14 protein-coding genes are annotated in these 13,853 nt (G+C 72.8%); 4 read left to right on the top strand and 10 right to left on the bottom strand.

From position 1 onward, the window contains the following. Positions 1 to 8 precede the first annotated feature (8 nt). The 8 genes from ACWEJ6_RS18300 to ACWEJ6_RS18265 all read right to left on the bottom strand — a co-directional run bounded on the left by ACWEJ6_RS18300 (position 9) and on the right by ACWEJ6_RS18265 (position 7,646). Positions 9 to 854, bottom strand: coding sequence for an alpha/beta fold hydrolase (locus ACWEJ6_RS18300; RefSeq protein ID WP_452424823.1), 846 nt, complete (start codon positions 852 to 854; stop codon positions 9 to 11). A 7-nt stretch (positions 855 to 861) separates the two neighbouring features. After that, entirely contained in the window at positions 862 to 1,584 is a 723-nt protein-coding gene (locus tag ACWEJ6_RS18295; protein ID WP_452424821.1) for a GAF and ANTAR domain-containing protein, read from the bottom strand. Positions 1,585 to 1,685: 101 nt separating this feature from the next. Beyond that, positions 1,686 to 2,684: an adenosine deaminase gene (locus ACWEJ6_RS18290; RefSeq protein WP_387682093.1), complete on the bottom strand. Its 999-nt coding sequence runs from the start codon at positions 2,682 to 2,684 to the stop codon at positions 1,686 to 1,688. Positions 2,685 to 2,686: 2 nt separating this feature from the next. Continuing rightward, on the bottom strand, positions 2,687 to 4,426 hold the full coding sequence (locus ACWEJ6_RS18285; protein WP_452424819.1) for an adenine deaminase: 1,740 nt from the start codon (positions 4,424 to 4,426) through the stop codon (positions 2,687 to 2,689). Beyond that, on the bottom strand, positions 4,423 to 5,772 hold the full coding sequence (locus ACWEJ6_RS18280) for a purine-cytosine permease family protein (protein ID WP_364340261.1): 1,350 nt from the start codon (positions 5,770 to 5,772) through the stop codon (positions 4,423 to 4,425). The genes ACWEJ6_RS18285 and ACWEJ6_RS18280 overlap by 4 nt, the downstream gene beginning before the upstream one ends. A 180-nt stretch (positions 5,773 to 5,952) precedes the next feature. Further along, on the bottom strand, positions 5,953 to 6,828 hold the full coding sequence (locus ACWEJ6_RS18275) for a 1,4-dihydroxy-2-naphthoate polyprenyltransferase (protein WP_452424816.1): 876 nt from the start codon (positions 6,826 to 6,828) through the stop codon (positions 5,953 to 5,955). Positions 6,829 to 6,840: 12 nt separating this feature from the next. Then, entirely contained in the window at positions 6,841 to 7,329 is a 489-nt protein-coding gene (locus ACWEJ6_RS18270) for a GNAT family N-acetyltransferase (RefSeq protein ID WP_352320766.1), read from the bottom strand. Positions 7,330 to 7,493: 164 nt separating this feature from the next. Continuing rightward, the gene (locus tag ACWEJ6_RS18265) at positions 7,494 to 7,646 is read right to left on the bottom strand and encodes a CGNR zinc finger domain-containing protein (protein ID WP_452424814.1); all 153 of its coding nucleotides are present in this window, start codon (positions 7,644 to 7,646) and stop codon (positions 7,494 to 7,496) included. Between the two features lie 129 nt (positions 7,647 to 7,775). Between ACWEJ6_RS18265 and ACWEJ6_RS18260 the strand changes: the two genes are divergently transcribed. The 3 genes from ACWEJ6_RS18260 (at position 7,776) to ACWEJ6_RS18250 (ending at position 10,146) form a co-directional block, all read left to right on the top strand. Beyond that, positions 7,776 to 8,390: a hypothetical protein gene (locus ACWEJ6_RS18260; protein WP_452424812.1), complete on the top strand. Its 615-nt coding sequence runs from the start codon at positions 7,776 to 7,778 to the stop codon at positions 8,388 to 8,390. A 90-nt stretch (positions 8,391 to 8,480) separates the two neighbouring features. After that, positions 8,481 to 8,975: an RNA polymerase sigma factor gene (locus ACWEJ6_RS18255; RefSeq protein ID WP_358301597.1), complete on the top strand. Its 495-nt coding sequence runs from the start codon at positions 8,481 to 8,483 to the stop codon at positions 8,973 to 8,975. Positions 8,976 to 9,021: 46 nt separating this feature from the next. Continuing rightward, positions 9,022 to 10,146, top strand: a complete 1,125-nt coding sequence (locus ACWEJ6_RS18250; RefSeq protein ID WP_452424810.1) for an alpha/beta hydrolase family protein — start codon at positions 9,022 to 9,024, stop codon at positions 10,144 to 10,146. A 33-nt stretch (positions 10,147 to 10,179) separates the two neighbouring features. On the opposite strand, the gene ACWEJ6_RS18245 is transcribed toward ACWEJ6_RS18250, so the two are convergent. Then, positions 10,180 to 11,799: an alcohol dehydrogenase catalytic domain-containing protein gene (locus tag ACWEJ6_RS18245; RefSeq protein ID WP_452424808.1), complete on the bottom strand. Its 1,620-nt coding sequence runs from the start codon at positions 11,797 to 11,799 to the stop codon at positions 10,180 to 10,182. Positions 11,800 to 11,888: 89 nt separating this feature from the next. On the opposite strand from ACWEJ6_RS18245, the gene ACWEJ6_RS18240 reads away from it, so the two are divergent. Continuing rightward, a complete protein-coding gene (locus ACWEJ6_RS18240; protein ID WP_452424806.1) occupies positions 11,889 to 12,881 on the top strand; it encodes an AraC family transcriptional regulator in 993 nt (330 codons plus the stop codon). Here the strand turns inward: ACWEJ6_RS18240 and ACWEJ6_RS18235 are convergent. Further along, positions 12,846 to 13,829 (bottom strand): ArsR/SmtB family transcription factor, encoded by a 984-nt coding sequence (locus ACWEJ6_RS18235; protein ID WP_387676555.1) that lies wholly within the window; start codon positions 13,827 to 13,829, stop codon positions 12,846 to 12,848. The two genes, ACWEJ6_RS18240 and ACWEJ6_RS18235, sit on opposite strands and share 36 nt — an antisense overlap. Between the last annotated feature and the right edge of the window lie 24 nt (positions 13,830 to 13,853).

The following is a 13,853-nucleotide window of genomic DNA, read 5'->3' as shown; positions in this document are numbered from 1 at the left end:
CACCCCCATCATGCCCTGCGCGTCAGGCCGTCTCGTCCGGCGAGCTCGTCCAGGAAGCCGGACACCGCGGAGACGAACGCGCCCGGGTCGTCCACCCACGGGAAGTGCCCGGCGCCGGGCAGCGTCACCAGCGTGGCGTGGCGGAACAGGGCGGCGAAGGGCCGCGCGTGAAGGCGACACGGGTGGACGTCCAGGTCGCCGGTCAGCAGCAGCGCCGGCGCGTCCAGCGCGGCCAGCCCGGCCCTGACCTCCTCGGGCGTCACCGGGGACGGCGCGTAGAAGCCGTCCGCCGCGGCCTCGCCGCACTCCTCCTCGGCCCTGGCGGAATGGGCCGCGGCGCGCTCGGTCCAGGGGCCGTAGAAGAACCGGTGGCGCTCCACGCCCTCGTCCGCCAGGAACTCCGCCCGGGCGGCGGCGTACCAAGGCTCGTGCGCGCGCAGCTCCAGGCCGGCCTGCCAGTCCTCCTCCGTCGGGGTGAGACCCACGGCGACCGGCGAGGGCGCGACCAGGCACAACGACCTCAGGCGGGCCGGACGCAGCCCGGCGTACCGGACGGCCACGTTCGCGCCCGCCGAGTGCGCCAGCAGGTCCATGCGGTCCAGCCCCAGGTGCTCCCGCAGCGCCTCGACGTCCTCGGCCAGCCGGTCCCACCGGTACGTCCCGGGGTCGGCCGGGATCGCCGAGTCGCCGGTGCCCCGGCCGTCCAGCCGGATCAGCCGCCGGGGCAGGCCGCCGAGGTCGCCCAGGTAGACCGAGGCGCGGCCCGGGCCGCCGGGCACGCACACCAGCGGCTCGCCCGTCCCGGACACGTGGTAGGCCAGCTCGGTCCCGTCATGGGCGAGAAAGGAGGGCATGGGGCGATTATGCCGGGTGCCCGTGGTCGTCGGGCGGCGGATCCTCGAACCGCGGCCGCTGCGGCGGGCCGCCGCTCACCGACCGGACGATCGTCGCCGCGACGTGGTGCACCTTGAGGTTGCGGTCCTGGGAGACGTTGCGCAGGATCTCGAACGCCTGGTGCGCGGTGCACCGGCGCTGCGCCATGACGATCCCGATCGCCTGGTCGATGACCGGGCGGGTGCCGAGCGCCTCCTTCAGCTGCGCCGCCACCTCCCGCGTACGGGCCGCGCCGATCGCCACGTCGAACAGCACGCCGATCGTCGCGGCGCTCACCTGCGCCGCGACGTGCGTCCGCGCGGCGAAGCCGCCCGCGCCCGCCGAGTAGAGGTTGAGCGTGCCCAGCAGCCGCCCCTGGGAGGTCAGCGGCTCGGCGTGCAGGCTGAGGATCCCGTGCGGCTGCGGGCAGAAGGACCCCCAGCGGGCGTCGCCGGCCGCCAGGCCGGCCGCCGTGACCGCGCGCCCGGCCTCGATCGCGTCGAAGCTCGGCCCCCGCCCGGCCGCCGACTGCATGCCGTCGAGCATCCCGGCGCGGGCGTGCGCGCACGCCGCCGAACGGATGCCGCGTTCGGTGCACAACGTCACGCTGACCAGCGGAGAGTCGGGCATCGCCCGGGCGGCGATGACGACACTCCGCGCCAGTGCCCGTTCGAACTCGTCGATTCCGGCCGGAACAGCGGTCCTGTTCAACAAATCCCTCGCGCTCGGCTGCGGCTCACGCCTGCGACCAGACAGCCTGCCCCTCCAGCGGGGTTCTAAGCGGGCCCCGCCGGAGGTTTTCCCGGGACTTCTCAGGCGAGGTAGGCGTCGACCTCGGCCAGGTAGGCGTCCTTCAGGTGCCGCGGCAGCCAGGTGATCTCGAACGCGTTGCGCTCCAGCCGGGCCAGCTCCTCGCGGGTGAGCTGCAGCTCCTCCTGCAGCGCCACCAGGTTCTCGCCCACGTACCCGTTGAAGTACGCCGGGTCGTCGGAGTTGATCGTCACCCGCACGCCGAGCTCCATGAGCTTGCGGATGCCCTCGGCCTTCATGGAGTCGGTGACGTACCCGTTGGAGATCGGGCAGCAGGTCAGGCCGATGCCGCGGGCCAGCACCAGGTCCACCAGCCGCTGGTCCTCCAGGATGTTGACGCCGTGGTCGATCCGGTCGACGCCGATGTCCTCGATCGCCTGCCGGATGTGCTCGATCGAGTTGTCCTGGTCGACGTCGCAGTGCATGGTCAGCAGGTAGCCCTCCTGGCGGGCCCGCTCGTACACGGCGGCGAACTTGGCCGGCGGGTTGCCCTTCTCGTCGGAGTCGAGCCCGATGCCGACGATCCACTCCTTGTACGGCAGCGACTCCAGCAGCGTCGCCATCGCGTACTCGGCCTGGAAGTCGCGCAGGAAGCACATGATGAGCTGGGCCCGCACGCCGAGCTGCCGGTCGGCGTCGATCAGCGCCCGCCGCAGCCCGCGGATCACCACGTCGAACGGCACCCCGCGCGAGGTGTGCGCCTGCGGGTCGAAGAAGATCTCGGCGTAGCGCACGTTCTGCTCGGCGGCCTTGCGCAGGTAGGCCATGGCCAGGTCGTAGAAGTCGGGCTCGGTGCGCAGCACCTGCATGCCCTCGTAGTAGACCGTGAGGAAGGAGGGGAGGTCGTCGAAGGAGTAGGCGGCCCGCATCTCCTCGACCGACGTGTAGGGCAGCGCGATGCCGTTGCGCCGGGCCAGGTCGAACTTGAGCTCCGGCTCCAGCGTGCCCTCGATGTGCAGGTGCAGCTCGCACTTGGGGAGACCGGCGATGAAGTCCTTCATGATCAAACCTCCGTGAGGATGGGGTCGACGACCTCGAGCCGTACGCAGTCGACCAGCCCGAGGTCGGTGACGGCGTAGTCGGGGATCGCGGTGATCGACAGGAAGAACAGGTACATCAGCGGCGCCGGCAGCGTGCAGCCCAGCTGGCGGGCCAGGTCGTCGAGCCGCTCCTCCAGCACCGCCATCTCCGCGGCCGGCAGGTCGGAGACGATGCCGCCGACCGGCAGCGGCAGCAGCGCCCGCACCTCGCCGTCCACCACCACGGCCTGGCCGCCGCCGTGCTCGGCGACGGTGTTGACGGCCAGCGCCATGTCCTCGCGGGAGGCGCCCACGCAGATGATGTTGTTGTCGTCGGGCGCCGCGCTGGTGGCGATCGCGCCGGCCCGCAGGCCCATGCCGCTGACCATGGCGACCGGCTTGTTGCCCGTCTTGCCGTAGCGCTCGACGACCGTGACGAGCAGCGCGTCCTGCTCCACGGACGGCTCCACGACGCCGTCGGTCACCGGCAGGGTCACGTCGCGCCTCCGGCGGACGAAGACCTGCTCGGTGAAGCCGAGGGTCAGCACGGTCGCCTGCTCGCCCTCAGCGCGCAGCACCAGGTCGCCGGCGGTGACCGGGGCGATCGGGAACGGCCGGACCGGGCCGCGCTCGGGGGCGGGCGTCGGCGTGACCATCCGGCCGTCGCGGGCGGCGGGCACGCCGCCCGCGATCACCTCGCGGACCCGGAAGTCCTCCAGCGAGTCGACGATCAGCACGTCCGCGAACCGGCCGGGGGACAGGCTGCCCACCAGGTGGTCGATGCGGTACATCTCCGCGCAGTTCACCGTGGCCATCTGGATCGCCGTCATCGGATCGCCCCCCGCCGCGACCGCCATCCGGACGAGCTTGTCCATGTGGCCGCCCGCCAGCACGTCGGCGGCGTGCACGTCGTCGGTGCAGAACGCCAGCCTGCGGGCGCCGGCCAGGGCCACGGCCTTGATGTTCTCGTCGAGGAAGTGGGCGACGGAGGACTCGCGGATGATGCCGTACATGCCGCGGCGCAGCTTCTCCAGCATCTCCTCGTGCGAGTACGACTCGTGGTCGAGCCGCACGCCGGCCGCCGCCAGCCCGCTGATCCGGCGCGGGTCGGACAGCGGCGCGCAGCCGAACACCGGCAGCCGCCGCTCCCGGGCCAGGTCGAGGGCCTCCATGACGGCAGGATCGGAGTGTTCCACCATCTCCTGGACGGTCTCCCAGATCCCCACACATTCCGGCCATTCGTGGGCGATCCTGTGCTCAGCCGGACCGAACGGATGCCCGACGGTCGACTCCGGCACGGTGTAGGGCGCCTTGGCGGGTGCACCCCACCAGATTCGCATGCCGGTCGCCGCCGACTCGTCCAGGAAACGCCGGACGCCCGGCAGCCCCTCGGCCACGAGGATCTGGTCCAGCCCCGACACCACGCTCGTCGTGCCGAACGGCACCACCAGGTCGGCGAAGCTGGTGACCGACAACTTGCTGCACTCGATGTGCAGGTGCCCGTCGATCAGGCCGGGCACCAGGTAGCCGCCGCGGGCGTCGATCACCTCGGTGTCCGGGCCGCGCTCCAGCACCGGCTCGACGGCGGCGATCCGGCCGCCCACGATGCCGATCTCGGCCGGGTAGAGCTCGCCGGTCAGCACGTTGACGAGCGTGCCGTTCGTGATGATCGTGTCCGCGGGCCGCCGCCCGTACGCCACGTCCAGCAGGTCGCGGTCCATCATGCCTCCACAGTCCGTACGGCGGGCCGCGGCACGAGCAGCGCGTACGCCGCACCGGCCACCAGGAAGCCCGCGAAGATGCTGAAGTCGCTGCCGCCCGTCGCCTCCGACAGCGGCCCGACGAAGACGGCCGAGTTGATCCACAGGGCCGCCGCCACCATGCCCAGGACCTGCGCGATGATCGCCGGCCACCGGACCTGGCCGGGCGCCTGCTCGTCGAACAGCGCCTCGGCGTCGTAGCGTCCCCTCCTGCGCAGCCAGTCGGTGATGTAGACCCCGGCCCAGGGCGCCAGCCAGATGATCAGCAGCGCGAGGAAGTTGTTGAGCATGGTGTTGAAGCTGTTCGACGTCACCGCCACGAACGTGATGAGCACGCAGAGCACGAGGTCGCCGACGACCGCCACCCAGCGCTTGACCTTGATCCCGGCCGCCTGCAGGTTCAGCCCCGAGGAGTACAGGTCGGTGGTGTTGACCGCGAACAGCGACACGATCGCCAGCAGCAGGTACGGCACCACGAACCACTGCGGCAGCGCGCCCGGCAGCCCCGAGATCGGGTCGGTGTTGTCCTTGACCACGGTCGCCACGGCCGCCCCGAGCGTCATCAGCAGCACGTACGGGACGAACCCGCCCAGGGCCGCGTACCCGAAGACCGCCTTCCTGGAGGAGTTCGCCGGCAGGTAGCGGGAGTAGTCGCCGCCCAGCGGCCCCCACGACAGCCCGCCCGCCGACATGATCATCGCGATCGCCATCGTGAACGTGGCGAAGTCCGCCGACCCGCCGCCGCCCCCGAGCTCCACCTTGGGCGCGATCAGGATCGCCATCAGGCCGAACAGCACGACGAACACCCAGGTGAAGTACTTCTGCGCCTTCATCACCGCGGCGTGCCCGATCAGCGGCAGCACGAGCTGGATCGCCGCCGCCACCAGGATCACCACGACCTTGAGCCCGAGCCCCTGGTCGCTCACCCCCGCCTGCTCCAGCAGCGACAGCGCCGCGAACGTGATGAGCACCATGCCGCCGGCCTCGAAGCCCACCATGTTGAGCCAGCCGAAGAAGCTGAGCACGCGGGCGCCCTTGGGGCCGTAGGCCGCCCTGGAGACCGCCATGGTGGAGGTGCCGGTGGCCGGGCCCTGCAGGCTGGTCAGGCCGACCAGCGGGAACGACAGCAGGTTGCCGATGACGATCGCGATGACCGCCTGCGTGAAGCTGAGCTGGAACGCCGCCACGATCGTGATGCCGTAGACGAGGGTGAAGATGCCCATCGTCGTCCCGGACCAGAGGAAAAGCAGGTCACGCGGGCGGCCGTACCTTTCGCCGGCCGAGACCAGTTCGATCCCGCGTTGTTCCATGGCCCCTCCTGAGGGTCGCTGGGTGTGTGCGCACACAGTGAACCGTAGGGGGGTGACCTGGGGAGTTATCGGGACATACGAGCGTGCTGGGAGCCAGTTGTGCCCCGGCTACAAAGTGATCGCCAAGCCGACTGCCGTACCTGGCCACAGAGTGATCGCCAGGCCGACCGCTGTGACTGGCTACAGGGTGATCGCCAGGCCGACCGCGAACAGCAGGCCGTACGCCATCTGCAGTTTGCCCGTCTGCTGCAGGACCGCGATCAGCGCCGGCCCGACGGCCTTGCCCAGCACGGTCCTGATCGGCGTGACCGCGAGCGGCGCGGCCAGCGCCGCGAGCGCCGCCCACGGCGTGACCGCGATCATCGCCAGCGCCACCACGAACGGCACCACCTGGCACAACACGTACAAGGCCCGGGTGCGCTCGGCGCCGAGCACCACCGCCAGCGTGCGCTTGCCCGACGTGCCGTCCGTCTGGACGTCGCGCAGGTTGTTGACCACCAGCATCGAGCAGGACAACAACCCCACCGGCACCGAGGCCAGGAAGGCCGTCCAGCTCAGCTGCTCGGTCTGCACGTACACGGTGCCCATCACCGGGACCACGCCGAAGAACACGAAGACCGCCAGCTCGCCCAGGCCGCGATAGCCGTAGGGCCGCTTGCCGCCGGTGTAGAACCAGGCCGCCGCGATGCACGCCACCCCCACCAGCAGGATCCACCACGCCCGCGTCACGACCACCAGCACCAGCCCGAGCACCGCCGCGACCGCGAAGCAGCCCAGCGCCGCCGTCAGGACCTGCCGGGGCGTGGCCGCCCGCGAGCCCACGAGCCGCATCGGGCCGACGCGCTGGTTGTCGGTGCCGCGGATGCCGTCGCTGTAGTCGTTGGCGTAGTTGACGCCGATCTGCAGGGACAGCGCCACGAGCAGCGCCAGGACCGCGCGCCACCAGACGAATCCGCCGTCGCCGATCGCCACGCCCGTACCGACCATGACGGGGACTACGGCGTTGGGAAGCGTGCGCGGGCGCGCGCCTGCGATCCACTGACCGGGGGTTGCCATGCTGTCGAACCTCTAGCTGATATCCGTGGTGAGCCTGACCATGCGGATCGGACGGCCCATGTCGAGGACGCGTTCGGCCATGTCCTCGCCCCAGCCGGCCGACTCCAGGAAACCGAGCACAGCGTAGTTGTCGGCGAACACCCAGGTGACGATCTGGCGGAAGCCGTCCTCACGCAGGTAGTCGACGGTGGCGTTGAGCAGGCGGCTGCCGTGGCCGCGGCGGACGAAGTCGGGATCGACCAGCAGCGTCAGCATCTCGGCGACCCTGCCCGGATCCAGGTCGGGGTCCTCGGCGGGGGCGTGCGAGGCCAGCCCCACCACCCGCTCGCCGCCGCGCGGGGTCGTCAGCGCCGCGCTGCCGCCCGCACCCAGCGCGGGGAAACCCTCGGTGTCGAGGATGGTCTCCACCGCGACCAGCACCCGGTGCGAGGGGCCGGGCGGGGCGACGATCGCCTCGTCCCACTGACGCAGCCACATCTTCTCGGCCGCCGGCCCCGTCATCTGCTCGAGTGGGCCTTCCGGGAGGAACTCCCGATATCCGTAGCGCCAGGCGCGGATCTGAGTATTCGCAACCTGGAGAACATCCTCGCGCCGGGCCGCCCGGACGCCTACGTCTGCCATCTCGGCCCGCTCCTTCGCCTGCCGTTCGTGCCACAAGGCACGAGTTACACCGTATCGGTGTTTGAGCCTTGGAGATGACGCGAACCCCGCTTCCACGCCCGGTATGCGCGTGTCTTGGTGTTGTCACCGCATACCTGGATCGAACACCATGAGCGCGAACGATTCCCGGGCACATCGCCGAACACCCGCCGACACATTCCCCCACCGGTACGACGACCCGCTCCAAGGGCCTCCGCCCAGCCGCCGCCGTCCGCCCAGCCGCGCCACCCTCCGCCCGCCCACCCTCCGCCCGGCGCCTGGCCAGCCGGACCAGGCTCGGCCCCATCTTGCCGCCCGCGCCGCGGCGGGTCGTCGCCGCGCTGGCCCGCGCCGCGGTCATGCTCGACGGCCGCGCCGTCGCCGCCCTGGTCGAGGAGACGCTGGCCGCGCAGGGCGTGGTGTGGACGTGGGAGCAGCTCTTCCTGCCCGCGCTCGACGCCGTCTGCCGGGGCCAGGACGCGACCGGGTCCGGCATCGACGCCGAGCACCTGCTGTCCGGCCACCTCCAGGCGGCGCTGCACCGCCTCGCCGGCGACGTGCCGCCGCGGTCGGACCGGCCGGTGCTCCTGGCCTGCGCCGAGGAGGAGCAGCACAGCCTTCCGGTGCACGCCCTGGCCGCCGCGCTCGCCGAACGCGGCGTGCAGACCCGCGTGCTCGGCGCCCGCACCCCCTACCCGGCGCTGGCGCACGCGATGCGGCGGCTCGGTCCCGCGGCCGTGTTCGTCTGGTCGCAGCGGGCGGAGACCGGCGACACCGCGCCTCTCGCCGCCCTGCCCCAGGTGCGTCCGGCCTGCCGGATCGTCATCGGCGGGCGCGGCTGGCAGGGCCCGGCCCCCGAGGGCGTCGTCCGGGTGTCGACGCTGCCCGACGCCGTCGCATGCGTCATGTCGACCCTGATTTGAGCCGCCCTTTCCCCCGATGAGCTTGTGACCGGCTGCCGCGCCTCGGTATGAATAAGTTTTGAATAGGTTTTTGCGGTGAGGGGCAGGCGCATGGACACCAGTGACGAGGAAGCGCTCGGCGAGTGCTACCGCACGCACGCCCCCTCCGTGCGCTCCTACCTGCGCCGGTTCGTACCCGCCGAGGAGGTGGAGGACCTGCTGCAGGTCGTCTTCGCCGACGTCTGGCGCTCGCGCGGGCGGTACGACCCCGGGCGCAGCCAGGCCGCGTGGGTCTTCGCGATCGCCCACCGCCGCGCCGTCGACCATCTGCGGGTGCGGCGGTTGCTGACCGTCCCGCTGCAGGAGGCCGGGGATCTGCCGGGACGCGCCCGGCCGGCTCCCGACGCGCTCGGCGACCGCGACCAGATCGACCGCGCGCTCGCCGAACTGTCGGACGCCCAGAGGCAGGCCATCGAGCTGGCCTACTTCGCCGACCTGACCCAGCGGGAGATCGCCGAGCACCTGCGGGTGCCCATCGGCACCGTCAAGGCCCGCATCTCGCGCGGGCTGCACCGGCTCTCGGACCTCCTGGCCGGAACGGCCTGAGCCGACGATGTATACGCCGTAAACGTTCATAGTTTACTCTGTATACATGCGAGCACTGAAGAAGAGGCGGCTGTGGATCGCGGGGCTGGCGGTCGTCGTCGTCCTGGCCGGGGCGGCGGGGGCCGGGGCCTGGTTCGGCAGCGAGCAGTCGGTCGGCGTCGTCCGGCACGGCGCGGCCAACACCGAGGTCCTGGCCGTGCGGGGCGACCTGGTGACGCTCACGCGCACGCCGGAGACCGGCAAGCCGGGCACGTACTGGCTGGAGTGGACCGGCTCGTACGCCATGCTCGGCGACGTCGTCCCCGGCGCCGCCGACCGGGTGACGCGCAAGGTGCTGCGCGGCCACGTCCCCTCGGTCGGCACGCCCGGCTGGTTCGGCAACGTGCCGCCCGGCGATCCCGAGGTGGCCTGGGGGATCGGCTACACCGAGATCATGGTGCCCACCGAGCTGGGACCCGCGCCGGCCTGGTACGTGCCCGGCGAGGGCGACACCTGGGTCGTCGCCGTCCACGGCCAGAACGGGCGGCGCAAGGCGGAGCTGAAGGTCCTGCCCGTCGTGCACGGGCTGCGGCTGCCCTTCCTGGACATCAGCTACCGCAACGACCAGGGCGCGCCCGCCTCGCCCGACGGGCTGCTGCACCTGGGCGACTCGGAGTGGCGCGACCTGGAGTCCGCCCTGCGCCACGCGCGGACCATGGGGGCGCGGCGGTTCGTCCTGTACGGCACCTCGATGGGCGGCCAGGTCGTCGGGCAGTTCCTGGACCGGTCGCCGCTGGCGGCCCTGGTCGACCGGGTCGTCATGGACGCCCCCATGATCGACGTCGGCATGACCGCCGAACAGGGCGTCAGGAACCACCACCTGCCCGGCTTCCTGGCCGGGCTGTCGAACCAGGTCGTCCGATGGCGTACCGGGGTCGATCCGGACCGGCTCAGCCTGATCCGGCGTCCGCCGCGGGTCCGGCCGCCGCTGCTGCTGATCCACACCGTGCCCGACGCCGAGCACCCGATCCAGGAGGCGTACGGTCTCGTGGCCGCGGGCAGGCGGCTGGGGTGGGAGATCCGGTTCGAGCCGTTCGAGCGGGGCGAGCACACGGAGGCGTGGAACGTCGACCGCGCCCGTTACGACCGCCTCGTCCGCGACTTCCTCTCCGTGGACCCCTCCCGGACCTGAGCCCCGGACCGGTGACCGGAGGAACGGGCGTGATCATCTGCCCGGTGTCAGCGTGACCTTGCCGCGGACGAGACCGCGCTCGGCCTCCCGGTGCACGTCGGCCAGCGCCTCCAGCGGGCGGACGGCCACCTCGACGTCCACCACGCCCGCGTCGATCAACGCCACGAGCTCGGCGAGCTGCCCCGGGTCGTTGCGGGCCACGAAGTGGACGGCGCGCGGATGCTCGATCGGCCGGGTGATCGAGACGAACTCCGCGGCCAGCTCCGTCACCGAGCCGGGCACGTCGGCCACCAGGTTGATCAGCACGTCGTTGCCGCCCGGCAGGGGGCCGGCGGTGTAGTCCACGACCTCGTCCGCGCCCAGCGCCCGTACGGCGGCGGCGCTGCGCGGCCCGGCGGTGGCCACCACGTACGCGCCCGCGTGCTTGGCCAGTTGCACCGCGAACAGCCCGACGCCGCCGCCCGCGCCGTTGATCAGCACCCGGCTGCCGGGGCCGATGCGGGCGTGCTCGAAGACCGCCTGCCAGGCGGTGAGCCCGGCCACCGGCACGGCCGCCGCGGCCGTCAGCGGGATCCGCCGCGGCGCCCTGGCCAGCACGTCCGCCTTGGCGACCGCGTACTCGGCCGCCGCGCCGTCGATGAGCCCGATCACCCGGTCCCCTGGGACGAGGTCGCCCGCCCCGGTGAGCACGGTGCCCGCGACGTCCCAGCCGAGCGTGTGCGGCAGGGTGCCGCCGAACACCTCCCGCAGCAGGCCCGCGCGCAGCCCCACCTCCGAGGGGTTGAACGACGTGGCGGTCACCTCGATGAGCACCTCGCCGGGGCCGGGCCGCGGCACCGGCGCCTCCTCCACCCTGATCACCGAGGCGTCGCCGTACTCGTGCAGGCGGGCGGCCCGCATGGTGCCGAGGAAGTCCGCGGCGTGCTCGATCGCCCACGCCCCGAAGTCGCTCGCGGGCACCCCGGTGACCTCCTCCACCGTCCGGGTGGACGGGCCCGGCTCGGTGAGCGCGCGCAGCATGCCGTCCACGGCGGACGCGGGCCAGCCCAGGCCGAGCAGCCGCCGCCCGGCCTCCTCGGCAGGCTCCTCCGACCACCGCACCGGCCGGCCGATCGCCTCGCCGATCAGCCGCGCCTGCTCCCGCTGGGTCAGCGGCCGCGGCCCGGTCAGCGTGTACACCGCGCCGTGGTGCCCTTCGCCGAGCAGCGCGCGCACCGCGACGGCCGCGACGTCCCGCTCGTGCACGGGGGAGAAGACCGCCTCGCCGGACGGCTGCCGAACGACGCCCGTCCTGACCTGCCCGGCCCACCGCAGGGCGTTGGCCGCGAAGGCGTGCGGACGCAGCACCGTCCACTCCCGGGCGGTCCCGGCGATCAGGCGCTCGATCTCGACCTCGTGCGGACGCGCGGCGGCCGAGGACAGGTAGACCACCCGCCGGGCGCCGATCAGCTCCAGCACCTCGCGGGCCCCCTCCGCCGAGGCGAACGGCCACAGCAGGAACACCGCGTCCACCCCGTCGAGGGCCGCCGCCAGCGCGACCGGGTCGGTCAGCTCCCTCGTCACCGCGCGGACGCCGGCGCCCGCCTCCTTCAACTGCTCCACCAGCGGACGGCCGATCGTGCCGGTCGCCCCGCTGACCAGGACTCTTGTCATGCCGTCAACCCTAGGAGCCAGGCGCGAGGCGTCCAATGAGTCCGCGTGCTTGATTCATACGCGATCGTCTTCCGCACTAGACTCCGCCCATGGACGTACTGAGCGACGTGGTCGCCTCCATGCGCATCGGCGTGCCGCGCTCGGCGCGGGTCGAGTGGCCGGCGCCGTGGGGGCAGCGCTTCCCGTCGGTTCCCGGGTCGGCGGGGTTCCAGGTCGTGCTGCGCGGCTCGTGCTGGGCCATCCCGCCGGAGGGCGAGCCGTTCCCGGTCGGCACGGGCGACGTGCTGTTCTTCCCCCACGGCCACGGCTACGGGCTGGCCGACTCGCCCGACCGGCCCCTCCCGGAGCCCGACTGCGACCCCTACGCCCCGGCCGAGCTGTTCTCCTCGGCCTCGTTGGAGGGCGCCGGGCCCGTCACCGTGACGCTCTGCGGCGGCTACCGGCTCGACGCCGGCCGGGCGCATCCGCTGCTCGGCGGGCTGCCCGAGATGATCCACCTGCCCACCGGGCTCGGGCGCAACACCGACCTGCGCGCCGCCGTCGAGCTGCTCGGCAAGGAGATCGACGACCCGCGGCCGGGCGCCGACCTGGTGGTCCCGGCGCTGCTGGACATGCTGCTGCTGTACATCCTGCGGGCCTGGTTCGACGCCTCGGCCGACCACTGCGAGGCGGGCAACTGGGCCGCCGCGCTGGCCGACCCGGCCGTCGGCGCCGCGCTCGACGGCATCCACCGCGATCCCGCCCACCCCTGGACGGTCGAGTCGCTCGGCCGCCGCGCCCGGCTGTCGCGCGCGGCGTTCTCCCGCCGGTTCACCCAGTTCGTCGGCCGGCCGCCGCTGACCTACCTGACCTGGTGGCGGCTGAGCACGGCCGCGCGCATGCTGCGCGACTCCGACGCCGCGCTGAGCACGGTCGCCGCCGCGGTCGGCTACGGCTCGGAGTTCGCCTTCGCCAACGCCTTCAAACGCCAGTACGGCATGCCCCCCGGCAAGTACCGCCGCGTCGGCTGCCCGCCCCCGGGAGCGGGTGAGCCCGTCCGTGCCGGGTCAGCCGTTGGCCTCCAGCAGGCGGGCGCCGAGTGAGGTCAGGTGGTGGTGGACGGCCTGGCCGTTGCGGCGGGTGGCGATCAGCCCGGCGTTGCGCAGCACGGTGATGTGCTCGGAGGCGGTGGAGGCGCTGACCCTGAGCCGCCCGGCCAGTTCGTCCGTACGGCAGCCGTGTCCGCCGACGGCCCGCATCACCCGCGCCCGCGCCCGCCCGACCAGCGCGGCGAGCGTGTCGAAGGCCGGTGAGGGCAGCACCTGGCGGCCGCCGTCGGGCATCGGCACCGTGAGCACCGAGCTGCGCCGGTCCCGGGTGGTCGCGATGCCCAGGTAGCGGGGCGAGGCGCCGGAGATCGGATGCAGCAGCAGGCCGCGGCCGCCGAGATCGACGGTGATCGGCGGCCCGCCCGCGACGACCATGCCGCCGCCGTCCCAGGACAGCCGCGGGCTGAGGGTGCTGAGCGCGGAGCCGAGCCCGATCCGCGCCACCGTCTCCTGGTAGGCGGCCAGGCGCGTTTCCAGCCTCCGGCGCATGCCGGGCCATTCCGGGGCGAGGAAACGGTGGAAGAGCACGTACATGCTGTCTGCCAGGGCCCGGCGGAACCGCGCCGGGTCCATGTCGAGGTCGGGCCGTCCCGGCACCCCGCTGAAGCGCCACAGGTCGCCGCCGAACTCGCGCTCCTCGGGCGGGGTGTCCAGGGCGGCGAGCGCGTCGAGCTCGTCGGAGAGCGCGGCGGTCTCGATCGGCGGGGCCACCTCGGAGGTGACCAGCCCCTCATGCAGGGTGACGCGGGAGGCGCCGCGGTTGAGGATGTCGAGCAGCGGCAGCGTCCGGCGCGGCACGGCTTTGGCGATGTCCCGCCAGATCGAGCCCTTCTCGGTCAGGTCGGGATGGTGGACGCTGAAGGCCGCGAAGATCGCGTGGGTCAGGGGCGAGACCACGAACCGGGTGGCCGCGAGGTCGCCCACCTGGAAGTTCAGACGCATGCGCCAATCGTCGCCTGATGATCG

It is taken from the genome of Nonomuraea sp. NPDC004702 (assembly GCF_053601695.1).
The sequence above is the reverse complement of the archived record's forward strand: the minus strand, read 5'-3'. Positions and strand labels throughout refer to the sequence as shown.